Annotated in this window: 18 protein-coding genes and 2 tRNA genes; 13 read left to right on the forward strand and 7 right to left on the reverse strand. The window is 58.0% G+C overall.

The window, feature by feature from the left end; genetic code table 11:
* Positions 1-102: 102 nt before the first annotated feature.
* From hemE to hemL, 6 genes are all read left to right on the forward strand, one after another.
* Positions 103-1,212, forward strand: a complete 1,110-nt coding sequence (hemE, locus tag AC5RE1_RS04160; RefSeq protein ID WP_285068146.1) for a uroporphyrinogen decarboxylase — start codon at positions 103-105, stop codon at positions 1,210-1,212.
* Positions 1,209-2,759 carry a protoporphyrinogen/coproporphyrinogen oxidase gene (locus tag AC5RE1_RS04165; RefSeq protein ID WP_103632961.1) on the forward strand — a complete coding sequence of 517 codons (1,551 nt, stop codon included), beginning with the start codon at positions 1,209-1,211 and terminating at the stop codon, positions 2,757-2,759. The genes hemE and AC5RE1_RS04165 overlap by 4 nt, the downstream gene beginning before the upstream one ends.
* Positions 2,760-2,961: 202 nt before the next feature.
* On the forward strand, positions 2,962-3,978 hold the full coding sequence (gene hemC / locus AC5RE1_RS04170; protein ID WP_219585493.1) for a hydroxymethylbilane synthase: 1,017 nt from the start codon (positions 2,962-2,964) through the stop codon (positions 3,976-3,978).
* The gene (locus AC5RE1_RS04175; protein ID WP_179370007.1) at positions 3,975-4,814 is read left to right on the forward strand and encodes a uroporphyrinogen-III synthase; all 840 of its coding nucleotides are present in this window, start codon (positions 3,975-3,977) and stop codon (positions 4,812-4,814) included. The genes hemC and AC5RE1_RS04175 overlap by 4 nt, the downstream gene beginning before the upstream one ends.
* Before the next feature lie 6 nt (positions 4,815-4,820).
* Positions 4,821-5,804: a porphobilinogen synthase gene (gene hemB, locus AC5RE1_RS04180; RefSeq protein WP_179370008.1), complete on the forward strand. Its 984-nt coding sequence runs from the start codon at positions 4,821-4,823 to the stop codon at positions 5,802-5,804.
* Between the two features lie 108 nt (positions 5,805-5,912).
* On the forward strand, positions 5,913-7,232 hold the full coding sequence (hemL, locus tag AC5RE1_RS04185) for a glutamate-1-semialdehyde 2,1-aminomutase (RefSeq protein WP_493938392.1): 1,320 nt from the start codon (positions 5,913-5,915) through the stop codon (positions 7,230-7,232).
* 306 nt (positions 7,233-7,538) lie between these two features.
* Here hemL and AC5RE1_RS04190 read toward each other — a convergent pair whose 3' ends face one another.
* The 4 genes from AC5RE1_RS04190 to AC5RE1_RS04205 form a co-directional block, all read right to left on the reverse strand.
* A complete protein-coding gene (locus tag AC5RE1_RS04190; protein WP_493938393.1) occupies positions 7,539-8,771 on the reverse strand; it encodes an N-acetylglucosamine-6-phosphate deacetylase in 1,233 nt (410 codons plus the stop codon).
* Positions 8,753-9,529 carry a glucosamine-6-phosphate deaminase gene (nagB, locus tag AC5RE1_RS04195; RefSeq protein ID WP_103632955.1) on the reverse strand — a complete coding sequence of 259 codons (777 nt, stop codon included), beginning with the start codon at positions 9,527-9,529 and terminating at the stop codon, positions 8,753-8,755. Before nagB ends, AC5RE1_RS04190 begins: the two co-directional genes overlap by 19 nt.
* Before the next feature lie 265 nt (positions 9,530-9,794).
* Positions 9,795-9,883, reverse strand: a tRNA-Ser gene (locus AC5RE1_RS04200).
* Between the two features lie 150 nt (positions 9,884-10,033).
* Positions 10,034-11,716, reverse strand: a complete 1,683-nt coding sequence (locus AC5RE1_RS04205) for a hypothetical protein (protein ID WP_493938394.1) — start codon at positions 11,714-11,716, stop codon at positions 10,034-10,036.
* A gap of 527 nt (positions 11,717-12,243) precedes the next feature.
* Between AC5RE1_RS04205 and AC5RE1_RS04210 the strand changes: the two genes are divergently transcribed.
* The 3 genes from AC5RE1_RS04210 to AC5RE1_RS04220 all read left to right on the forward strand — a co-directional run bounded on the left by AC5RE1_RS04210 (position 12,244) and on the right by AC5RE1_RS04220 (position 14,122).
* A complete protein-coding gene (locus AC5RE1_RS04210; protein WP_006680413.1) occupies positions 12,244-12,384 on the forward strand; it encodes a DDE-type integrase/transposase/recombinase in 141 nt (46 codons plus the stop codon).
* 779 nt (positions 12,385-13,163) lie between these two features.
* Positions 13,164-13,637, forward strand: coding sequence for a LytTR family DNA-binding domain-containing protein (locus AC5RE1_RS04215; RefSeq protein ID WP_179370013.1), 474 nt, complete (start codon positions 13,164-13,166; stop codon positions 13,635-13,637).
* A gap of 41 nt (positions 13,638-13,678) precedes the next feature.
* Positions 13,679-14,122 carry a DUF3021 domain-containing protein gene (locus AC5RE1_RS04220; RefSeq protein WP_179370014.1) on the forward strand — a complete coding sequence of 148 codons (444 nt, stop codon included), beginning with the start codon at positions 13,679-13,681 and terminating at the stop codon, positions 14,120-14,122.
* 93 nt (positions 14,123-14,215) lie between these two features.
* On the opposite strand, the gene AC5RE1_RS04225 is transcribed toward AC5RE1_RS04220, so the two are convergent.
* Together AC5RE1_RS04225 and AC5RE1_RS04230 are read right to left on the reverse strand one after the other, a co-directional pair.
* A tRNA-Ser gene (locus AC5RE1_RS04225) sits at positions 14,216-14,302 on the reverse strand.
* 170 nt (positions 14,303-14,472) lie between these two features.
* Positions 14,473-15,813: an AGE family epimerase/isomerase gene (locus tag AC5RE1_RS04230; RefSeq protein ID WP_493938395.1), complete on the reverse strand. Its 1,341-nt coding sequence runs from the start codon at positions 15,811-15,813 to the stop codon at positions 14,473-14,475.
* Positions 15,814-16,046: 233 nt separating this feature from the next.
* On the opposite strand from AC5RE1_RS04230, the gene pgm reads away from it, so the two are divergent.
* From pgm to AC5RE1_RS04245, 3 genes are all read left to right on the forward strand, one after another.
* A complete protein-coding gene (gene pgm, locus AC5RE1_RS04235) occupies positions 16,047-17,717 on the forward strand; it encodes a phosphoglucomutase (alpha-D-glucose-1,6-bisphosphate-dependent) (RefSeq protein ID WP_493938396.1) in 1,671 nt (556 codons plus the stop codon).
* Positions 17,718-18,342: 625 nt separating this feature from the next.
* The gene (locus AC5RE1_RS04240) at positions 18,343-19,653 is read left to right on the forward strand and encodes an MFS transporter (protein WP_493938397.1); all 1,311 of its coding nucleotides are present in this window, start codon (positions 18,343-18,345) and stop codon (positions 19,651-19,653) included.
* A 14-nt stretch (positions 19,654-19,667) separates the two neighbouring features.
* Positions 19,668-20,960: an App1 family protein phosphatidate phosphatase gene (locus AC5RE1_RS04245; protein ID WP_493938398.1), complete on the forward strand. Its 1,293-nt coding sequence runs from the start codon at positions 19,668-19,670 to the stop codon at positions 20,958-20,960.
* Positions 20,961-21,124: 164 nt separating this feature from the next.
* On the opposite strand, the gene AC5RE1_RS04250 is transcribed toward AC5RE1_RS04245, so the two are convergent.
* Positions 21,125-21,841: a LytR C-terminal domain-containing protein gene (locus AC5RE1_RS04250; protein ID WP_006680420.1), complete on the reverse strand. Its 717-nt coding sequence runs from the start codon at positions 21,839-21,841 to the stop codon at positions 21,125-21,127.
* A gap of 146 nt (positions 21,842-21,987) precedes the next feature.
* Here AC5RE1_RS04250 and AC5RE1_RS04255 point away from each other — a divergent pair, with 146 nt between their 5' ends.
* Positions 21,988-23,133: an acyl-CoA dehydrogenase family protein gene (locus tag AC5RE1_RS04255; RefSeq protein ID WP_493938399.1), complete on the forward strand. Its 1,146-nt coding sequence runs from the start codon at positions 21,988-21,990 to the stop codon at positions 23,131-23,133.
* Positions 23,134-23,208: the final 75 nt, after the last annotated feature.

Genomic DNA, 23,208 nt, shown 5'->3' on the forward strand with positions numbered 1-23,208 from the left:
TCATTTTGGAAATTCATTTAACGACAATCTGACAGATAAAATAAATGACACTTTGACATAAAAACAAATTGTTGAATCTGCCCCCACCATGTAAGGAAAACCGTGACCCTTTCGGACAACGCGCCCTTGGCGACGAAGGCCACCACGTCACCCGTGGCCGAGTCTTCGTTCATGCAAGCAGTGTCAGGCCGTCGACCAGCCACGACCCCCGTCTGGTTTATGCGCCAGGCAGGACGTTCTTTGCCCGAGTACCGCGAGCTGCGCGCACGCTCGCAGGCATCAATGTTGGACGCGTGCCTGACTCCCGAATTGGCAAGTGAGGCGACACTACAGCCGGTTCGTCGCCACGGGGTTGACGCAGCGGTGTTCTATTCGGACATCATGGTTCCCCTGCGACTTGCGGGGGTGGATGTGGAGATAGTGGGGGGCGTTGGCCCTGTCATCGCGTCTCCGATTCGTTGCGCGGATGACGTTAATCGTCTGACAGAGCGCGGAGCGTCGCTTTCAATCGCGCCCGGAATTGAGCAGATCCGCCAAGCCGTACACATGACAGTTGCCCAGCTTGGGTCCACTCCCCTGATCGGTTTTGGTGGCGCACCTTTTACCCTCGCCTGCTACCTGGTTGCCGGCCGACCTTCTCGCGACCATTGCGAAGCTCGAGCGTTCATGTATTCGGATCCGGAGTCATGGGATCGGCTGATGACGTGGTGCGCAGATGTCACCGGAGCGTTTATCGCCGAGCAGGTATCGGCTGGCGCATCAGCCACTCAGCTGTTCGATTCGTGGGTTGGCGTGCTGGGCGAAGACGATTATCGGCGCCACGTGTCCCCCTATTCAGCGCGTGCGATCGAGGTTGCCGGTCGCGCCCTGAGTTCAACAACTGGAACGCGCGCCCCAATGATCCATTTCGGCACAGGCACACCGCAGTTGCTGACCGCGATGCATGATGCAGGTGGCGATATCATCGGCGTTGACCAGCGCATTTCTTTGGACTCAGCATCCGCGCTTTTTGACGATACTGTTCCCCTGCAGGGCAATCTGGATCCCGCCTACCTGACCGTTCCATTCGACATTCTTGAAGCAAAGGTGCGTCAGATTATTCGTCAGGGTAAGGCCGCACCGTCCCATATTTTCAACCTTGCTCACGGCGTTCCAAAGGACACAGATCCACGCGTTCTGACACGTCTGGTCGAGTTGGTGCATTCGCTATGAACGCCGGAAATCGCACGATCTCATCGACAAACGAATTGTCCCGCAATCACTGGGACACGATCGTGATCGGTGGCGGAATTGCTGGACTTGTTTCCGCCTGGGAATCCGTCAAAGCAGGCCAGACGACCCTGCTTGTTGAGTCGCGAGGCTATGTGGGCGGGCAGGTCGCGTCAATGATGGTGGGTGGTGCCCACGTCGACATCGGCGCGGAGAGTTTTGCTCTACGAGGCACCGCGATGACCTCCATGGCTGAAGAGCTGGGGCTGAAAGTCACAGCACCCAGTGGAGGGCGCTCGCATTATTTCCTGCCGCCCGTTCCTCATTCTCTCCACACCACATGGGGTCTTCACCGGTTCCCATCGGACTCGATGATGGGCATCCCTTCTGACCCAGCATCGGCAGAAGTCCGGGCAATTCTTGGGGATCAAGGGGCGATGCGCGCATGCGAAGACCTGACTTTACCTCCCCACGTCGGCGCCGAATGCGCCGACGTGGCCTCGTTTATTGAAGCCCGCATGGGGCGAGTCGTGCTTGATCGCTTGGTCCGCCCGCTGGTTGCTGGCATTCACTCGCAGGATCCTGAGAAGCTGGATGTCGACCGCGTACTACCCGGGATGCGCGCTGACCTACTCCATCACGGGAGCCTTGCGAAGGCTGTTGGCGCACGACTGGAAAAGTCGAGCGGGTCACGTGGCGACGTCAGCATCGAGGGTGGAATGCAGGTTCTGATCGACGCCCTTACAGCTGAGATTCTGGCAAAGGGTTCCGCGATTGCGACGCGTTGCGGCGCGGAAGCGATCTGTCGCGCATCTCTCAGCGCCAGCAACTCGAGCACCGTCCAATGGCAGGTGGATATTCGCGATACGACCCCGGCTGGAGCTCCTTCCGCAGAACCTCGTCGAACGTCGGTCGGACGTCTGCTCACAGCCAGTCGCGTCATTCTGGCGTGTTCGCACGCACCCGCTCTGCGTGTGCTCACCCCTTTGTTCCCGGAAGCCCAAGAATGCGCGTTTGCGCCGGGCGCGCCGATTGTGCGGTCTTTCCTCGCTGTTCGAGCAGAGGCACTGGATAGCGCTCCGGTTGGTCCTGGATTGCTGGTTTCGCCCGATATTTCTAGCGTTGCCGAGTGCCCTGTAGGCGCGAAAGCACTTTCTCAGCTGGATGTGAAGTGGGCATGGATTGCCGACGAATTGCGAGAGGCTCACGGGGAGCACGTTCATCTTCTTCGCCTGTCTCACGGTCGGCCAGGGGATGAAGATCGAACGCCATCACTGGGCGAGCTTCTGCATGACGCTAGCGTGCTGACCGGTACGGATCTTGGAGCCGAGAACGTGATCAATCACAGGGTGATTCACTGGAATGGCACTTTGGCGCAGGCGACACCCGACTTGGCTCGTCGAATCAGCGCCCTGCGTCAGAAGGCGGAATCATTACCCGGCTTGTTGATTTGTGGGGCGTGGGTATCAGGTTCCGGAATCGCCAGCGTGGTGGCAGATGCACGTCAGCGCGTACGGGGTGAGAGGCGCTCACTCCTTTTCGGCAGGTGAAAAGAATTCATTTAATCCTGAAACACGAATTACGTCATTACCTATTGCCGAATATCTGTCACATAAATTCCGACTCTCCAGATAGTTTTTAATTCACTCTGTCATAAAATAATTGAATCCGAAGAATTACGTGAAGAGAACCGACTTTTGTCACTATCAATTATCGAATTACCCTCATCTCGTCTAATCTGCAATGGTGACCATGAACTCCCCCATCCCCGCTTCCGATACCCCCGTCCTCAAGCTGGGCACGCGAGCTTCAAAGCTTGCCCTCACCCAATCGCAGATGGTGGCGGACGCGATCGAGGAAGCTGGCACACATGCGGGCACCCCCGTCCGCGTGGAGCTTGTTCATATCACGACTCACGGCGACGTTGACCCAACTCCTCTGTCGAAGCTGGGGGGAGCCGGGGTATTCGTTGCCCGCCTGCGCGAATCTCTACTGGCTGGCGAATGCGATATTGCCGTGCATTCGTGTAAGGATCTGCCGACCGACGATATTGACGGTTTGACCCTCGTCGCGATGCCACCGCGCGAGGATGTTCGCGACGCTCTCTGTTCGCGAGGTGGCGCGCCGTTGGCAGAGCTTCCAGAAGGCGCAAAGGTTGGCACGGGTTCTCCCAGGCGTAGTGCGCAGATTCTGGCTACCCGCCCCGACATTCAGATCGTCGATATTCGTGGCAATGTTCCGACGCGCCTCGCACGCATCAACGAAGATCTGGACGCCGTCATATTAGCAACCGCAGGGCTCAACCGTTTAGGCATGTCAGAGGCGATTGCACAGTACCTTCCGACCAATCAGATGCTTCCTGCCGCCGCCCAAGGGGCACTGGCTATTGAAGTGCGATCCGACTGGGATCCCGCGTTGATCGCTCTTGTTGCGTCGTTGGATGACCCGGCAACACACATCGGCGTAACTGCAGAGCGCTCGCTCATGAACGCATTGGGTGCCGGATGCGCTGCACCACTTGGAGCGCTTGGCACAATCGACGACGGAGTATTGACCCTGCACGGACGCGTGATCGCGACCGATGGCAGCCAGGTGCTTGAACGTGTGGCCTCGTGCCCCATTCCCCAGGTCCACGATTCCACGTCCGCGATCTCCACCAAGACGCACGAGGCCGCAATCTTACTGGGACGCGCGCTTGCGCAGACCCTGCTTGGGGCGGGGGCCGAAGAAGTCGCTGACATACACGCCACGAAGAATCAGACGAAATGAGCACCGACGCACACGTCTTCATCACGCGCCCGCATTCTAAGGAGCGCCCCGACCCGTTTGGGCAGGCGATCGAAGCCCTCTCGACTCCGAACGTGCACGTTCACGCTGAATCTTTGGAACTCACTCGCACCACAGTGAGTGACGAGGAGTGCAAGCGTTTCGCAGATGATCTCATGACGTACGCGGCAACGGGTTCGTGCGGATGGATTCTGTTTACTTCAGCGCGCACAATTCGCGTATGCGCACATCGCATCGAGAATTTTGTCGATTATATGAAGTGCGTGCACGAACGAGGCGCGCGCATCGGCGTGGTTGGCCCCGCCACAGCAAAAGCATTGAAAGCGCTCGGCATCGACGTTGATCTGCAGTCCGAAGGGTCCGGGGAGGACTTGGCGAACGCTGTTGTCGCTTTCGATCGCGAGCGCAGTGTCCAGACTCGTGAAGTACTACTTCCACAGTCGGCAATCGCCAGGGTTCAGCTTCGCCAGATACTGAGCGAGGCCAGCTATCCTGTCCGTCATTACCCGGTCTACACAACGGTCACGATCGCTCCACGGTATTCTCTCGAGCTTGCCAGAATGTGCTCGTCCACCTACGTGGCCGCAACGGTCATCACCGCCCCCTCATCAGCGCGAGCTTTGAAAGACGTTGCGCCCTACTTATTCCCCCATATCCCCGTCATTGTGTTGGGACAGGCGAGCGCCACAACGATGGCAGAGATCGCTCCCGAAGCTCAGGTCATTGTCGCCGATCATCCCACTCCTGACGCGGTTGCCGACTGTATCAAGCGCATTCTTGAAACACATGCTGGTCATTCACCACAGAAAGGGATCTGACTTTCCATGACTTCTCCCGCTCCATTCTTCCGCCCCCGCCGAGTTCGACAGTCTGCTGCGATGCGTGGCCTCGTCCGCGAAACTCGAGTGAGCGCCCAGCAACTGATCGCACCCGTGTTCGTCCGCGAAGGCATCGACTCTCCCGTGCCGATCACTTCAATGCCGGGCCAGTTCCAGTTCGACATTGATTCGTTGCGTCGCTACGCAGCCGAGTGCGCCGAAGCTGGCATCGGCGGGATTGACCTGTTTGGTGTGCCCGAGGTGCGTGATCCGACCGGTTCGCAGGCGTGGGCAGAAGACGGGATTCTGAACCGTGGCATCACTGCCATTGCCGAAGAAGTGGGCGATGCACTCGTCATCTGTGCCGACACCTGCCTCGACGAATTCACTGACCATGGGCACTGCGGTGTCCTCGACGAACAGGGCCGCGTTGACAACGATCCAACCTTAGACCTGTACGTCAAGATGTCTCTGTCTCAGGCTGAAGCCGGCGCCCACATGGTGTCCCCATCGGGGATGATGGACGGCCAGGTGCGCGCAATCCGCGAAGCGCTTGACGATAATGGGCACGCAGACGTTGCCATCCTTGCCTATTCGGCAAAGTACGCGTCCGCGTTCTACGGCCCATTCCGCGAAGCCGTCGACTCGACCCTGAAAGGCGACCGTCGCACCTACCAGCAGGATCCCGCGAACAAGCGCGAAGGCGTGCGCGAGGTTCTGCTCGACATCGAGGAAGGGGCTGACATCGTCATGGTCAAGCCCGCGCTTGCCTACCTTGATGTTTTGGCTGAAGTCGCTTCACTGTCGAGCGTCCCAGTTGCCGCCTACCAGGTGTCCGGCGAATACGCCATGGTCGAAGCAGCCGCCGCAAACGGGTGGATCAACCGCGATGCCATCATCGACGAATCCATCACCGCGATCGTGCGCGCAGGCGCTGACATGGTGCTCACCTATTGGGCGCTTGAAGTTGCCAAGCGCTTTCGAAAGTAAACCCGCGCACCACCCAGCGACACCCGGCAACTGCGCAAAACAGCGCGAAACTGACCGGCCTCGTCAATTTCTATACGACGTTAGACTCATGAATATACGGAGAACCCGATGACCACCAACGAAGAACTATTCACCCGTGCTTTAGGCGTGATTCCCGGCGGAGTTGATTCTCCCGTGCGCGCGTACGGATCCGTCGGTGGCGTCCCGCCGTTCATCACATCCGCGAAGGGCGCATATGTGAAGGACGCGACTGGGCGCACATACGTGGACCTGGTGTGTTCATGGGGACCCGCCCTGCTGGGACACTCGCATCCAGCAGTCATCGAAGCCGTTCAGAAGGCGGCAGCGAAAGGCTTGTCGTTTGGTGCGCCGACCGAGGCGGAAGTTGAACTCGCCGAACTGATCCGTTCCAGGGTGAGCGCCGCCGAGCGCGTCCGTTTCGTCTCCACCGGCACTGAAGCCACCATGACCGCCATGCGTCTGGCACGCGGAGCGACCGGTCGCGACCTGATCGTGAAGTTTGCCGGCTGCTACCACGGGCATTCTGACGCCTTGCTTGCGGCCGCCGGATCGGGTGTTGCTACCGGAGGTTTGCCCGGATCCGCGGGCGTGCCGACTGCGGTCACCGCTCAGACGATCGTGTTGCCCTACCACGATGAGGTGGCCCTCGAAGAATGCTTTGCCACCCGCGGTCAAGAAATTGCTGCCGTCATCTGCGAAGGTGCGCCGGCCAATATGGGCGTCGTTGATCCCGGATCGTTCAACCTAGCGATTCGTCGCGTCACTGAAAAGTACGGTGCGCTGATGATCTTGGACGAGGTATTAACCGGCTTCCGCGTTTCCGCCGGCGGAATGTGGGGCTTGCGTTCAGCATCCGAAGGTGGTTGGGCACCCGATCTTTTCGCGTTCGGGAAGGTTGTCGGTGGCGGTATGCCACTGGCGGCGGTCGGCGGACGCGCAGATGTGATGAACCTGCTGGCTCCGCTCGGTCCCGTCTATCAGGCAGGAACCCTGTCCGGCAATCCGCTGGCGACCGCAGCCGGTATTGCCACCCTGAAGCTTGCCGATCAGGGCGTGTACGACCATGTTGACTCAGCCGCGCAGACGGTCATCGACATCGTGTCGTCTGCCCTTGTCGCCGAGGGTGTCCCCTTCGGCATTCAGCGCGCCGGTTCACTGTTCTCCATCGCGTTTGGGGACGAGGCCGCGCAAGCTCCACTGGTCAACTACGCCCAAATGCAGGCGCAGGACACGTGGCGTCACCCGGCGTTCTTCCATGCTTTCCTTGATGCCGGCGTTTCCTTGCCACCGTCGCTCTTCGAAGCGTGGTTCGTGTCAGCCTCGCATGGCGAACGGGAGTTTGAAGCAATTGCCGCGGCGGCTCCTGTAGCGGCGCGCGCAGCTGCACGCGCCGTAAAGCCACAGTGAAGGCTCGCCTGCGCCCCCACAATCTGACGAGAATGTCAGAGCACTACCCCCTCCTGATAGGGCGTGCCCGCTACCTGGTTTCCCAGACAGCGGGCACGTCTTTCTAGGCGCTTCTTCTACGCGAGTATCTTGAGGGAGCTACGGCTTAGAAGGGCTCGTAGAAGTCACGACTCATAGATGAGCCGTAGTCCGCGGAGGCATTCCAACACAGCACACGTATGCCCTATACGCCACGGTGTCCCCGCCGACGTGCTCGTCAGCGGGGACACCGTGCGCTCAATGCGTGAAAACAGCGACCAGATTGGCCTACTTCAGACGCTGGCCTTCCCTGTAGACCTCAGCAACCTCAAAGTCCTCGGTAAAGACAACGGCATTCAGGACGACACCAGGCTCGAAAGTGAGGGTCACGCCAGCGCGTCCCTCGATTCCGAGCACCGCGGCGGGCGCCCCAACGCCTGCGCGAACAACCTGTTCAATGCTCAAGAATCCGCCTCGCACCAAGCGTTGCAGTTCCTCGGCGATACGAGCCGTGCCACCGGCAATCGTGTCCGTTCCTGCAAGAACAGCAACACCGTCAGTGATGTCCACGTCCAAGCCACCTAGCTGGTAATGACCGTCGGGCATACCAGCGCCCGCCATCGCGTCGGTCACGAAGACAACGCCGTGTGGGTTTTCAGGCTCGACGAAGCGGACGACGTCAGACACCAAGTCAGCGTCCACGTGGATCGTGTCAGCAACCAGTTCAACGGCGACCTCACCCGCACGAGCAGCAACGAGCAGTTCCCGGACAGGACCAGGAGCACGGTGCGTGATCCCAGGCATTGCGTTGAACAGGTGCGTCGCAGTCTGTGGCAGAGTCTTGAATCCGATCTGCTTCGCGTAGGCGGTCGTCTCGGCGATGACCTCGCGAGTACGAGACCCCGACGACACCGTGTGCCCCCACGACGGGATTGCGCCGTAGTCCAACAGGAGCTTCGCAGCCTCGGTAGCACCTTCCACTTCGGGAGCGATCGTCATCGAGCGAATGTAACCCTTGCCCGCTTCAAGCCACGTGCGTAGCTCATCAAGGTCGGGGTTACGTACCGCTTCCGGATTCTGCGCACCACACTTGTGAGGCGAAATGTACGGGCCCTCCATGTGGATGCCAATCAGATCACCGGACTCGCAGGCTACGACGAGTTCGCGGATCGCCGGCAATGGGTCCACCAACGACACCGTTGACGCTAGCATTGCCGTCGTCCCCATCTGACGGTGAGCGTTGATCGCCGTCATGATCTTTTCAAACGTCGGCTCATCCGGGAACGAGCATCCCCCGCCACCGTGGCAGTGAATGTCAATGAAACCCGGAGTAATCCAGCCCTTCACGGACTCGTCATACGGCAGAACCTCGACAACGCGACCATCCTTCACAACCAGGCCGGAACCACGCGTGTGACCGTCAGCGTCCAGTACCTGCCCGGTTAGAGTGACGACAGAGTCCTCGTCGACCAGTCCGTTGACTGGGAGTGCACCCGCGGCGCTCATCGCAGGATCTCCCACGCGTTCGTGTACACCTCCTTGTGGGCGAGCTTTGAGGCAGCCGCCTCGTCGAGCAGAACCGTGACGCTGGGGTGCATCTGGATGATGGACGCCGGCCAGAGAGCCGAAACGCCACCCTCGATCATCGCTGCAACCGCGTCAGCTTTGCCTTCTCCGGTGACGATCATCAGCAGGTGCTTCGCATCCATGATCGTGCCCAGGCCCTGCGTCATGCAACGGGTCGGAACCTGGCTCACGTCGCCGTCGAAGAACCGAGAGTTATCTTCGCGAGTCTGCTTGGTCAACGCATCAACGTGCGTGCGCGACACCAGCGAACCGCCCGGTTCATTGAAGCCGATATGACCGTCTGAACCGATGCCGAGGATCTGCAGGGTCACGCCACCAGCAGCCTTGATTGCCTCGTCATAGCCTTTCGCTGCAGCCTCAAGATCGTCGGCGAAACCGTTGGGAACATTGAGGTTTTCTTCGGTCAGGCCGGTCTTGTCATCACCGACGAGCTCGCGGGACAGTACCTTACGGTAGCCCTCCGGATGGTCCTCGGCGATGCCGACATACTCGTCAAGCGCGAACGCCTTGAAATCCGTTAGAGAGAACGTCCCCGCTGCGTGAGCATCGCGAATACGAGCATAAAGAGCCAAGGGAGTAGAACCCGTAGCAACGCCCAGCGTCTTCACGTCGGCGACTGACAGGACATCAATCAATTCCTTGATAGCGACGTCTGCAACTTCGTCAGCCGTCTTGAAAATACCGATCTGCATGGTGTGGGACTCCTTTGATGACCCAAGTGCGTCTTTTAACCGATGCCATCAGTTTATGATTTGGACGATTGTCGCGGAATACGTTCACCGCATGTGCGAAGCGCGGTGGAATTATGCCCATAGAAGCGCGGTGGAATTATGCCCATAACGTAACGCCAATCACGCCACAGGAACCGGCGACCACAACACAACCCCGCCATTCGTTGAAATGGACTAGCCCCAAAAATTGGACTGGTTTCATTCTAGGCGGTTAGCGCTTCAAGGGCGGAGACGGCGGGATTCGAACCCGCGGTACGCTTCAACACGTACACACCCTTAGCAGGGGTGCGCTTTCAGCCACTCAGCCACGTCTCCAGTACGGAAGTACCCACTGATTCTAACGGGTTTCGATGCCGTGAGGGAAATTGGCACATCGAAATCACATTACGAAAGCATGGCACTCCCCGATGGAGAGAACTCGGCTCAGTCGAGCCGAGTTCTCTCGTCCTCAGGAACGATCAACTGTTACGAACGATCAACCGTTACCGAGTCTTCATCCTTGCGACGACGAGATATCAGTGCACCAACACCCGCTAGACCAACAAGCACTGCCACTCCGAGAAGTCCCACAATCGATGCACCAGTGAGTGCAAGCGTGGATTCAGCTTTCTTCATCGGCCTCCCACTCAATGGTGTAGCCACTTCGTTTTTCCCACCGCTAGGCTTTGCCACCGCAAGTGCACGAATAGTTACCGGCTCTTGCATGGACTGCTCGAAAAGAATCTGAAGCGTCTGAGTTGCAGGGACCTTCACCGTAGGCTTCAAGATCTGGGTCGGTAGCTTCGCACTCCACGTGTCTCCATCAACCGTTCCAGCAACCGGCTGATCGTCAACTTCAAGCATTGGAGCTTTAACTGCACACGCTTGAACCTTGGACTGATCTGCAACTGCACCCAGGGTTAAGGTAGCTTGGATCTGCGGGTCATCCTTTGAATCCAGCAGAACGTAGTCGGGCTTCTTCTTGGAAACACACGCAAGGTTTGCTTCGCCAGGAGCGCCCTTGCCATCCACCTTCGGAAGGTAGAGCGGATCGGGCGAGCAGGTTCCCTCCGCATCATTATTAAGCGAAGCAGTCCAGTTCGTTGATTCGATACCTGCATGCTTAATCGTCAGATATGTAACGTAAAGATCCGCCTGGGGGTTAGCAACTTGCTCAGCATTGGCGACAAGTTCGAAAGAGGCTTCTTCACCTTCGGTGACACTCTTTTGGGTTTGCCCCGTTATCCCCTTGTACTGCCAACGATCCTTGGTTTGGTGAGTAACGGTTGCAGTGCCCGACAGTTCAGCTTTTGAGGACTCCACAGTCACCGATTGCTGGGACTTCGAATCAATGTCGCACAACGCGTTTACGGTCGGGGCAACAGGAGCCTTTGCGCTGGTTGCGACCGTGAACGAGGGGACGTTTGCCAGATCCTTACCGTCAACGTTCACCACCGGCGTGTGCGTTTCAGTCATGTCGTGATCTGCCGGAGCGGTGCGAGTGACGCTCACCGTTGCAGTCCAGACATTGTTTTCAATAGTGCCAGTGGCACGCTTCCCATCGATCGTAACGACGGGGTCAGCAGGAAAAACAGGTTTGCCCGGCTCCGGTTGGGCTTGCGAGGCAATCTGCCAGGCTCCATACCTTTCATAACCCCACTCTGACGCGGGATTATGGTATGCACTGAGCCAGTAGGCGTTGTCGGGAAGCGTGCACGTTACCTCAACAGTTGATCCTTCGGGCATCTTTTGGCTGGCAGGAGTACAGGTTGCAGGCAGATGCTTCCGGTCCTTGGTGTCGATAAGAAACTCGACGTCGTAGTTAGTGAGTCGCCCCTTTTCGTTTTCGACGACGAATGTTGCCTTCTTTTCTTCCTTCACCTGCTGAAGCGGGATCGACACGGTGTAGTCAACGCTGACGCCTGCTTTCGGTTCAACGTCGAAACGGCTGGCGGCAAGTGGCTGGACGGTAGCGTCGCCGAGAGCCATTATGGGTCCCGGCTGAGTGTCAGCGTAGCGCGCACGCATGGTTCCGAACATGCTCGAAGCCGGGCTGTATCGGTCGCCGGTCAGGTTCGCCCCGGCCGCCCATGCCGTCGGGGTGACTAGGATGCTGGTAGCAAGAACCACACATGTAGCGACTCCAGCAACACGCAGTTGAACTTTCATGTCTACTCTCATTTCTGGGACTTTTTAGGCATGGCTACATTACATTAGGCTCACCTTATTTCAAAGGTGAAGGCACGCATCTATCCGCGCACCCTGACCCAAATAAAGCCCGTCCAGCACCCCTAAGATTCGGGCATTAGCCCTCATTAGCCCCAAGATCCAGCCCGCCGTAACACACCCGCCCCTCCAGATCAGAAAGATCAACAAGGGCAGAGTTTTGGTTCCACACGTGCATGGGCATCCACCGCACGTTTTGTTTGACCCATTGGTTGAGGCGAAGTTGTCGGAAGGTGTTTTCTTCAGCTGGTTTTGAAGGGTCCTGGGTTTTGTTCCTCGGTTTTATCGAGGAGGATAAGGGCTATGGCCCAACATTATTCGCAAGAGTTCAAAGCTTGAGCAGTGTGTCTTGTCAAGGAGCGGTTAAAACAGGACCCGGCATTGTCCATGAGGGTGTCAGTGGCGCGCGTCGGGGCAGATCCCCGATCACTACTCAGCCCACACACGTACCGGATAGGCGACCAGACCTTATGGAGCGTAACTTCCGCGCTAAGCACCCCCATCAGCTCTGGGTTGCTGATATTACCTATGTCCGCACCCGGGCCGGGTTCGTTTACACAGCGTTTGTCACCGATGTATTCTCACGCATGATTGTGGGCTGGTCCACCTGATCAACCATGCGAACCGAGGCATTGCCATTGGAAGCCCTTGATCAGGCGATTAGCCAGGCCAAAGGGGAATCTCGCCTCGCTGGCCCACCACAGTGATCATGGCTCTCAGTACGTCTCCAGCGCTTATGGAAGTTTGCTTGCCGAGCATAGTATCGCCTCGTCCACTGGAACAGTTGGAGACTCTTACGATAACGCTCTAGCAGAAACAATCAACGGGCTATACAAGACCGAGCTGATCTACTCCCAGACCTGAGCAGGAGTGACGGAGGTCGAGTTCGCGACGATGAACTGGGCTCACTGGTAGAACACCAAGCGGCTACACGAAGCTCTTGAGCACCACACCCCAACCAAGATCATCACAACTTATAACCAGACCCACGCCAGACAACTGGCACCCAATTTAAGAAGCAGAACAAAACCCAAGACACTTCATTTCGCGCTCAAATTGACATGAGGCACCACGTACTTTTCATGACAGAAGTAGTATTTAGAAATTACAGATAGACCCGGTAGCGTCTTCGCCACAACGACTGCACGCAAGATCTCAGGGCAGCAGTAACCACGGACATTTTCTGGGGATACTTTCAGGGTAGAAAATCTACCTTTGCGGACGGGCGGGAGCCTCAAAACCCTCCCGCTTGGCGTGGTTTTTATACCGCTTAGTTCAGATTACTTGTACTGCCGGCAATAAGGCTTTTAACTGTAAGTAGCAGATACGCAAACGTCCTGGTTTTACGGATTATCGCCGGTAAGTGAGAGAGGAAAGGAGTTGGAACGGAATGAAATTCACGCTCACGATTGATCCCACCGTAACTGAAACTATCGTGAAGGTAACGGCGCGGGAGGTCGATGCTGAGGTGCAAGCGATTCAAAGGCTTGCTTCCGGTAGCCTAGATAGCTCTTCCTCCCCCGCAGTCGAGCGCCCGCTTCGCCGCCTCATCGGGACAAGTGGCAATGACGCCACGGTGTTGGAAGTGCGTGCGATCCTCGCGTTCTTTACTGAAAAGAAAGCGGTGTTTGCTCACACCAGTAAGGGTGATTGGCGGATCAAAGCCCGAATGTACGAACTCGAAGAATCTCTACCTGCAGGCGATTTCGTACGTATTTCACAATCGGAGATTGTCAATATTGCCGCGATTAAGAAACTTGATCTTTCTTTCTCGGCAACGATTAGTGTGCAGCTAAAAGATGGCTCGCGCTATTACGTCTCCCGCCGGCAACTTCCAGCTTTCAAATCCAAACTCGGAATCTAACCCCCGCAGAAAACCTCTAACTCACGCAAAGGATAAAACCCATGGAAACTAAAAAAATAATTGGTCTCACCCTGGTAGGGGCTTGCATTGGGATCACTATCGGCACCAGTATTGAACTTATTTTTTCTTCTCTTTCCTCCTCTAGCTGTTACCCGGGAGTTCCAGAATTCTTAAACAGTTTTGGAAACAAAAACGTGGCAGTATTAATTGAGCGGCTTATTTACGCAGCCTACGGCATCATTAGTAGTTTTGCGGGGCTGCTGTACCGTAACGAAACCCGCCCGCTTATCCTCAATACCGCCCTGCATTTCGGGATCATACTTATCTGTGGCATCGCAGCTGGCAGTTACCTTAAATGGTGGGGATCTAACTTCGATATGCTCGGCGTAATCATCACAATAGCGCTTATCTATCTACTGATTTGGCTATTCAATTGGCTAGTGGCTCGCGCCGAAGTCAAAAAGATGAACCAAAAATTGCGATAAAGCCGGGTTAAGCGCCACCCCATCGACGACATACGAGGTGCACAAAAAAGTGTCGCGACATTGCACAACACAATGTCGCGACACATACCAGAGCGGAGGGCGAGGGATTCGAACCCCCGGTGCCATTGCTGACACAACGGTTTTCAAGACCGTCACCTTCGGCCACTCGGTCAGCCCTCCAGTGGGATTCAGAGTACATGAAAAACATTCAAACTCAGAACCGAACAAACACCTGAGGCCACGGAATGCATCATGATGACACAATCCGTGGCCCCACGGTAAGCGAGAAGATCAGTCAAGCGTGGCCGGCCTCGTCAATCAGTAACGAAACCACCACCCCACTGAGATTCTCAGTGGCGGAAGTGGAACAGGTTCCACGACTTCTTATCCGACGGCGCCTCTTCCGGATGATCCAACAGTCCGCGCGACAGGGAGGACGCGTAGGGCGGCCAGAGCGGAACTCGGACGGCAAGCATCGCCTGAACAGCGTGGTACACATCCCAGCGCGACGACTTCGCCGCAACAACGGACTGGTTGTGCGCGTCGAGGCGACGAACCCAGCGTCCCGGCTGAGAAATCAGGTAGTCATTAGCGAAATCAAGGAAGGAACGGTAGCAGTGTTCGAAGTGCTCAACCTCGCCGGGAGTGACGCCGTCATCTAGGTAGGCACGACGCAGGGACGCCGCCGCGGTAATGCCCTCACAGACAACCCATTGCTGGTGCTCATCTTCCCCTGGGACGGGCTCACCCATGGCATCAACGCAGGTGGCGAAACCGGGTTCGCCGTCGCAACGACGCCAACCATCAACGCGGGCGCGTTCAAATAGTTCGAGGCCCATTTCCATCAGATAGTCGGGCACGGTGCGATCCATGGAACGTAGGCCGGCACGAATCTGCAGGGCAAGGCGCGACCACTGCAGAGCGTGGCCGGTGACGTAGCCGTGGTAGACGCGACGCCCGTCGGTCTGCCCCTGAGGTTCTCCGGTCAGCGGCCGCCATGAGTTGTCGTAGTACTCGGGCAGGCGCCAGTTGTTTGTGGACGCGGTGCGATACGCGAAGGCCGCCATCGCTTCGGCGCGTTCGAGCCAGACGGGGTCGGTGGTCGCTTCGGCGGCAGCAAGGTAGGCCTCGGCAGTGTGAAGCAGAGTGCCCATAGTGCGTACCGGCAACGCTTGCGTGAATGCTTCGTCGAATTGATCAACGACTAGGCCATTTGGTTCGATCCAGTGGCGTTCTTGGTCGTGGAGCAGGGTGGTCAGCAATTCGTGGGCAGCCGGGCGGTTGGCGACCGCGGCTGCGGCAACACCAAGGATCACGTACGCGTTGTGGTACTGCGACTTGTCACGGACGCCGTCATCCCACGGGACGCCGTGTCCGTCGGCGTCAGGGTCAGACTTGATGGAGGTCCACATGCCCCCGTTGACAGGGTCAACGAAGTAGCGATTCATGCACTTGATGGCATGGTCGGCGTAGCGACGTGTGCCAGGCAGGCCCATCAGAACACCCAGCGAGAAGACGTATGCCATTCGCGCAGTGACGGCAAGGTCGATGCTTCGGGTCGGGTCAGGTTCGCCCTGATCGGTCAGATGCGCGAAGCCCGTGGGCACAATCGCCCCTTCCGCTTCGGCGATTAACGCTTGCATTTGGGCTGATAGCCACCTGTTGTGCTCAATAGAGTCGAACCACCCCACGAGGGCCTCCTGCATCATCTTCGTTGCATGGTCACGTACGCGCACCGGAGTGACCGGCGTTACATATACTAGCGGTATTGGTGACTCGTCTGCGAATTCGGTTCACGAATACTGTCACTTTTCGCTTTTCATTCATCGACGAGGCCGGCTCCACTTACCTATTCACCTACCCATTTTGTTTCGCCAGTCGAAAATGACTCCCCATTTCGGCGCGCGAGTGTCAGACTGTGACCATGCATGAAAGAGCTGGCACCATCGCCCTTCCAGAAGACCTCATTAACGTCGACGAGGTCGTTTCCGCTTACTACGACATCGAGCCCAATCCGGCCAAGGTCGAACAGCGCGTCTCATTCGGTACGTCCGGTCACCGCGGATCGAGCCTGAATGGCACCTTCAATGAAGCACACATCGTTGCAACCACCGCGGCGATCGTTGAGTACCGTGCAGCCCAGGGTTTTGATGGCCCGCTGTTTATCGGTCGCGATACCCACGCTTTAAGCGAGCCCGCCTGGCGCACCGCTCTTGAAGTTCTGGCTGCCGCCGGTGTGCGCGTGAAGATTGATGCTCGTAATTCCTACACGCCCACCCCGGCGGTTTCTGTTGCCATCCTTGGCGCCAATGGCGCGCCCAAGGCTCTGCGCACATCCGGCCCGGGCTTGGCTGATGGCATTGTTGTTACCCCGTCACACAATCCGCCGCGCGATGGTGGTTTCAAGTACAACCCGCCTCACGGCGGTCCGGCTGATACGGACGCCACCGGTTGGATCGCGAACCGCGCAAACCAGATCCTCGAAGATGGCTGGCGCAAGGTTCCGCGCATCATCGGCACCTCGTTGTTCAACGATGAGCACCTGGAGAAGTTCGACTACCTGACCTACTACGTCGACCAGCTGGATACCGTCATTGATATTGACGCGATTCGTCGCGCCAATGTTCGTATCGGTGCCGATCCGCTGGGTGGCGCATCGGTTGACTACTGGGCAGCGATTGCTGAGCGTTACGACCTGGACCTGACGGTTGTGAACCCGACCGTTGATCCGGCGTGGCCGTTGATGACGCTGGACTGGGATGGCAAGATCCGCATGGACTGCTCCTCCCCGTATGCAATGGCCTCCCTGCGCCAGTTAATGACGCCGGACGCTAATGACAAGACTCCGTATGACATTGCTACCGGTAACGATGCTGACTCGGACCGTCACGGCATCGTCACCCCCGACGGTCTGATGAACCCGAACCACTACTTGGCAGTTGCGATCGAGTACCTGTTCACGCACCGCCCGAACTGGCCGACGGATGCTGCGATCGGCAAGACGCTTGTTTCATCGTCGCTGATTGACCGCGTTGCTGAATCCATCGGCCGAAAGCTGATCGAGGTTCCGGTTGGCTTCAAGTACTTCGTCCCCGGTCTGCTTGATGCGTCGGTCGCTTTTGGTGGCGAGGAATCTGCCGGAGCTTCCTTCCTGCGCAAGGATGGCACGGTCTGGTCGACGGATAAGGATGGCATCATCCTTGCTCTGCTGGCTTCCGAAATCACGGCTGTCACCGGTAAGACACCGTCGCAGTTGCACGATGATCAGGTTGCTCGCTTCGGCGCTTCGGCCTACGCCCGTATTGATGCGGTCGCGAGCCGTGAAGAGAAGGCAAAGCTTGCAGCCCTGTCATCTGACGACGTGACTGCGACGGAGCTTGCTGGCGAGGCCATCACCGCGAAGCTGGTGCGCGCCCCGGGTAACGACGCTGCGATCGGTGGCCTGAAGGTGACAACCAAGTCCGCATGGTTCGCCGCTCGCCCGTCCGGCACCGAGGACGTCTACAAGATCTACGCCGAGTCCTTCAAGGGGGCCGAGCATCTTGCCCAGGTCCAGGAGGCCGCGAAGAAGGTTGTGTCTGATGCCCTTAGCTAAGTCTGAGTAGCAAGACATTCGTTTGACGAGGCCGTCGGGATTCACCAGAATCCTGACGGCCTCCTGTGTTGCGAAACCGATCTGTCCCTGCAGGGATACTCACCACCACATGGGCTAAGAAGGCACAGCTCAGTAGCCCCATTAAGAACGGTCTTGCCGGGACAGCTTCGCCCCCGCTACCAGCCACGCAAATCCTTACACCCATGCCTACCGACACCTACATAGAAAACGCCTGGAAACAAGCCAGCCTGAAACACCAAACCGACGGAGTTATCCCACAATGGGCAGACGCCATCGCATGAAACGAACTACGCCACTCCACCCCATACAACAACGTCTGGGACTACCCCCCCAGCAACACAATTTGTCCTATAACCCAAAACTTGCCACCGTCCCTCCCGACATCATGACCTTCAACGGCACCGCATTCCAATACAAGGCTCACCCACTGCAGGTCCACGTCAGCAAGCACATCCGCGTGTGGTTCCTCGAAGCGGCCACGACAACTTCGTCAACCACGCCATGACTTACGCCGAAAAGGGCCAGCAAGAAACCTTCGAGGTCACCGAATAGGGGTGAGCAACCCCTCCATGAGACCAGTTCGCCACATCGATAGAATGCAAAGGTGTTCAAGTCATACGCGGAAGTCCTACGCCTCAACAGCGCATGGAAATTCTCGATCTCCGGGCTCATCCTGCGACTGCCCATGTCGATGATCGGTATATCCATCATCCTACTGATCAAGGCAACCTACGGTAACTACAGCCTTGCTGGCCTAGTATCCGCCGTGAACATCATCGCGACAGCTCTGGCCGCACCCACACTGTCCCGACTGGTCGACCAATACGGCCAAACAAAAATCATGGTGCCGTCCCTGATCATTTCTGTCGCTAGCGTGTCCGGCATGCTTGTGGTCGCACTGCTTCATGCGTATCCCGGCCTCGTCTGCCTTTTCGCAGCACTTGCCGGAGCGACCTGGGGATCCCCATCCGCGCTCGTCCGCTCACGCTGGGCAAAAACCGTACAACGCCCCCGCCAACTCACCACCGCATACGCCTACGAATCCGCGATGGACGAAGTCGTCTACACGCTCGGCCCCGTACTCTCGACAGTCCTGGGCACCGTTTTCCACCCGGCACTCGGCATCATCCTGATCGTCATCTTTGTCATCATCGGAGGCATCGGATTCTTTAGCCAGCGCGCAACCGAACCTGAACCCTCGCCTCGACCTACCGGTCACCGCCGTTCATCCGTGATCCGCACACCCGCCGTCATTGTCCTCGCCCTTACCTACGTCGGCGCTGGCATGATGTTCGGAGCAAACGACGTTGCCGTCGTCGACTTCGCGGACGCACTCGGCTACCCCGCAATGTCGGGCGTCCTGCTCGCACTCTTCTCGCTGGGATCAATGTTCGCTGCGCTCGTCTACGGTTCGCGCACCTGGCAAGCCCCCATGTGGAAGCTCTACGCGATCGGCGTCTTCGCGCTCGCCATCGGGTCAAGCACGTACCTTCTGGCACACTCACTCCCCGTCATGGCCGTCATCATGCTGATCGCAGGCGTCGCATGCGCGCCCACCATGACGAACGTCAATATGATCGTCGCGCGAGTCGTCCCCTCTGAATCCCTCACCGAAGGACTCACCTGGATGTCGACCTCCCTCAACCTCGGCTTGTCCATCGGGTCAGCTCTTGCCGGCCCTGCCATCGACACGCGCGGATCGTACGGCGGATATCTGTTCATGGTGGTCGCAGCCTGGCTAATGGTGCTGGTCATGCTGGCTGGACTGAAGATCGTGCGTAACGCGACGAGTGGCGCAACCTCGACTGCCGAAGTGGCACCCGTGCCAGACGAAAGCAACACCCCCTCCGCGTCGGGCCATGCAACGCAGGAGCAGGACGCGGACGGGCAACAAATCGGGCACAATGGAAGCTGACCCTCAGGAGATACATGCTCGCCGAACCGCTTATCGATGACGAAACCCCGTCATTTCTGCTCGCACTGACCTCGTCAGTTGGCGAGGCAAGCTCCCGTATCCTCGCACGCGCATTGGAAGAGTGGGGCTTCATCCCCGGCATTGTCGGCTTCGGTGGGCACGGCTCCACGCGCAGAGCGCGCATCCTGGGGCGCGTGCTCATGGAACGCACCGCCGACCAGCGTTCGTGGCTGGCCGAGCGACGCGGGTGGCGCCAGTTCTTTGATGCCCAGGTTCCTCGTCAGCCTGTTCTGGTCACGGTTGGTTGCCAACGTCGAATTACTTTCGCTGATCGCGGTGGCTACATTGACCTGACCGTCGAAGGGCATGGTCTGACACCGGGCTGGCATGACGCGTGGATGCAGGTTCTACACGAGGGGGATCTTCATACCCTAGGCATCGGCGAAGGCGAGAGTCTGACAACGCAAGATGCCCTCCGCCTGTCGGGGCAGACGGGACACGGGTCGCAGAGGATCCGCGCGGGGAAGCCCGTTTGCGTTTCCCTACGCATCGCTGGTGATAACGAAAAGTACGGCGTCGTGTCTGACATTGATGACACGGTGATGGTGACGATGCTCCCGCGTTTGGTCACTGCCGCGAAGCATTCCTTCGTTGACCGTGTGTCGTCGCGAGAGGCTGTTCCTGGGATGGCGGGCTTCCTGACGTATTTAGCGGACATGGCGCACCGCCAAGCTTCGGCTCACCGCCAAGCTTCGGCTCACTCGCACGCCCCCCACCCCCAAACCAAGGACAAGCACACTCCCGTAACTTCGGCTGAATCGACAATCCCCCAGACTTCCGTCGACTCCCAGCACGAGGCGTTGCACGCTCCTCTTATCTACCTGTCGACGGGTGCGTGGAATGTTGTGCCCGCACTTCGCGACTTTCTGGATCGCCTGAATTATCCGCGTGGCGGGTTCTTGATGACGGATTTTGGGCCGTCGAATACGGGTTGGTTCCGCTCGGGTTTTGAGCATAAGCGTCGCGAGTTGCGAAGGCTTGCTCGGATGTTCCCGTCGATGAAGTGGTATTTGGTTGGCGATGATGGGCAGCGCGATCCGGAGATTTACGCTGAGTTCGCGCGTGAGCACCCTGAGAATGTTGCGGGGATTGCGATCCGCTCATTGTCGGAGATTGAGCAGTTTATGTCGCACGGTACTTTCGAATGCCTGTATCCGGATGCGTTACGCACAGTGCCGAGTTCGATTCCGGTGTGGTTCGGCTCAGACGGGGACGCGTTGAGGGAACATTTCCGTTCCGTGTTCTAGGGTGCTGGGGTACGAGGCCGCGCCTACATCTTCAGCTTGAATACCTACTCTGGGCGCGATAGGAAACTGGATATTACCCGGATAAACGCGTGGATAGCACGCGTTTTAGCACAAGAACAGGTATGCCTAGGCGCTAGGAATACCAGGTCGAACCGACCTAGCAGTCAGGAAGCAGATTCTTCCGTCGCAGCTTCTTCAGGCGCGCCGGACTCAGGGGTTTCGCCCGATTGCCCGGACTGGCCCGACTGTGCGCCGAGCTGCCCACCGTTTGCGATCAGCTCAAGGTCATCATCAGACAGGGGCAGGCACTGGGCAGGAGCTGTAAGAGCATCGGTGGACTTGAGGATTTGCTGGATTTCATCAGCGCTCAATGCGCCGTCATAGAACGTGCCCAGCAGAACGGTGACAGATTTGTCGGTTGCGTCGGTCAGGACGACCTTCGAGTTCGGGAAGAATCGCGCGACCGTGTATGCGTCAACAACGCCAGCGATGCCGGTATCAATTTCAACAGTTCCAGCGTATTCGGTGGAGTAGTTACCCGGTTCAGCGGGGGCGAAGCCTGCTGCGGTCAGCATTTCTGTTGCGTCAGAGGCGATGCCTTGACGCGACGTGGTGTTTAGAACTTGAACTTTCACCGATGCGGGGTCAACCGGGAGTGCTTTTTCCGGTGGGCACGGTACTTTACCGCTGGTGGCGAACTTTTCTGCTTTCGAGAAGGAGTTGCCAAAGGGAGCTGAAACAATTCCCGTCAGAATCAGCGCACTGAGCAATGCAAGAACGAGCATGATGACGATCGTCACAGCGAACGTCATGTTTTGGCGACGCTGGCGTTCTTGAAGGAAGCGCTGACGAGGGCTAAGTGCGGGATGCGGTTGACTCACGTCTTTAACCTACTCGAAAAGTGGCCGATTCGGCAGGTTCGCAACACAACTATGGTCTGTCGTACGTTCGCTTTTGAAAGTCGAAGTGCATTTTTGCCCAGAAAGAGTAGCGTGTTAGGGAAAGCTAACTGTGTGAAAGGACCACGATGGGTTTCCTCTCTGATGACCTGCTTGCTCGTATTCACGAGCGCGCTACCGTTCACGATCAAGAGAACACGTTCCCGACAGACGATCTGGCTGACCTGCGCGAAGCTGGTTACCTGGCCGCTTTTGTTCCGAAGGAATACGGTGGCGCAGGCCTGAGCCTCGTTGAAATTGCAGCGGAGCAGACGCGACTTGCGAAGGCAGCTCCGGGCACGGCGCTTGGCATCAATATGCACCAGATCATCGTGGGCCTCGGCCGTCACCTAGTGCGCAACGGAAACGATCGCGGCGAACTGATCCTGCGCGACGCGGTTGCCGGTGAGCTTTTCGGGTTCGGCATTTCCGAGCCGGGTAACGACTTGGTTCTTTTCGGTTCGATCACGAAGGCGACGCCGGATGGCAAGGGTGGCTACTCGTTCGAAGGCACGAAGGTCTTCACGTCTCTTGCTCCCGTGTGGACACGCCTGCTGACCTTCGGTCGCGATGATTCGGGCGAGGACGGCCCGCACTCGGTGTTCGGCATCATGCACCGCGAAGATGGCGGTTTCACGATCAAGGATGATTGGGACACGCTCGGCATGCGCGCGACCCAGTCGAATACGACGATCCTCGAGGGCGCTCACGTGCCCGCCGATCGTATTCTGACTCGTTGCGAGCCCGGCCCGTCAAAGGATCCGGTTGTTTTCGGCATCTTCTCGAACTTCGAAATTCTGCTGGGCGCCACCTACCAGGGCGTGGGCGAGCGTGCGGTTGAGGTCGCTGCCGAGCACGTGAAGACTCGCAAGTCGGTGAAGAACCAGACGGTGTACTCGAACGATCCGGATATTCGTTGGCGTATCGCCGAGGCCGCGCTGGCAATGAACGCGGTTGGCCCGCAGATCCGCGAGCTTGCTCGCGACATTGATGCCGGTGTTGACCGTGGTCCGATCTGGATGCCACAGTTGTCGGCGGCAAAGAATGCTTCCGCCGAGGCCACTCTTCGCGCAGTTGAGCAGGCAATTCGCGCGTGCGGTGGCTCGTCCTACTACAACCGTCACGAGCTGTCTCGCCTCTACCGCGATGCTCTCGCTGGTCTCTTCCAGCCGTCGGATCAAGAATCGTTGCACGGCGCGTGGGCGAACGTGGTCCTTGGCCCGATTGAAAAGTAAGGCTCACCTCGACGCAAGCGGGAAGGCTACGGGATCACCCAGTCGGCGCAGATAGTCCAGTTCGTAGTTTTCCCC

The sequence above is a fragment of the Actinotignum sp. usb-actsch-rep-73 genome (assembly GCF_059082735.1).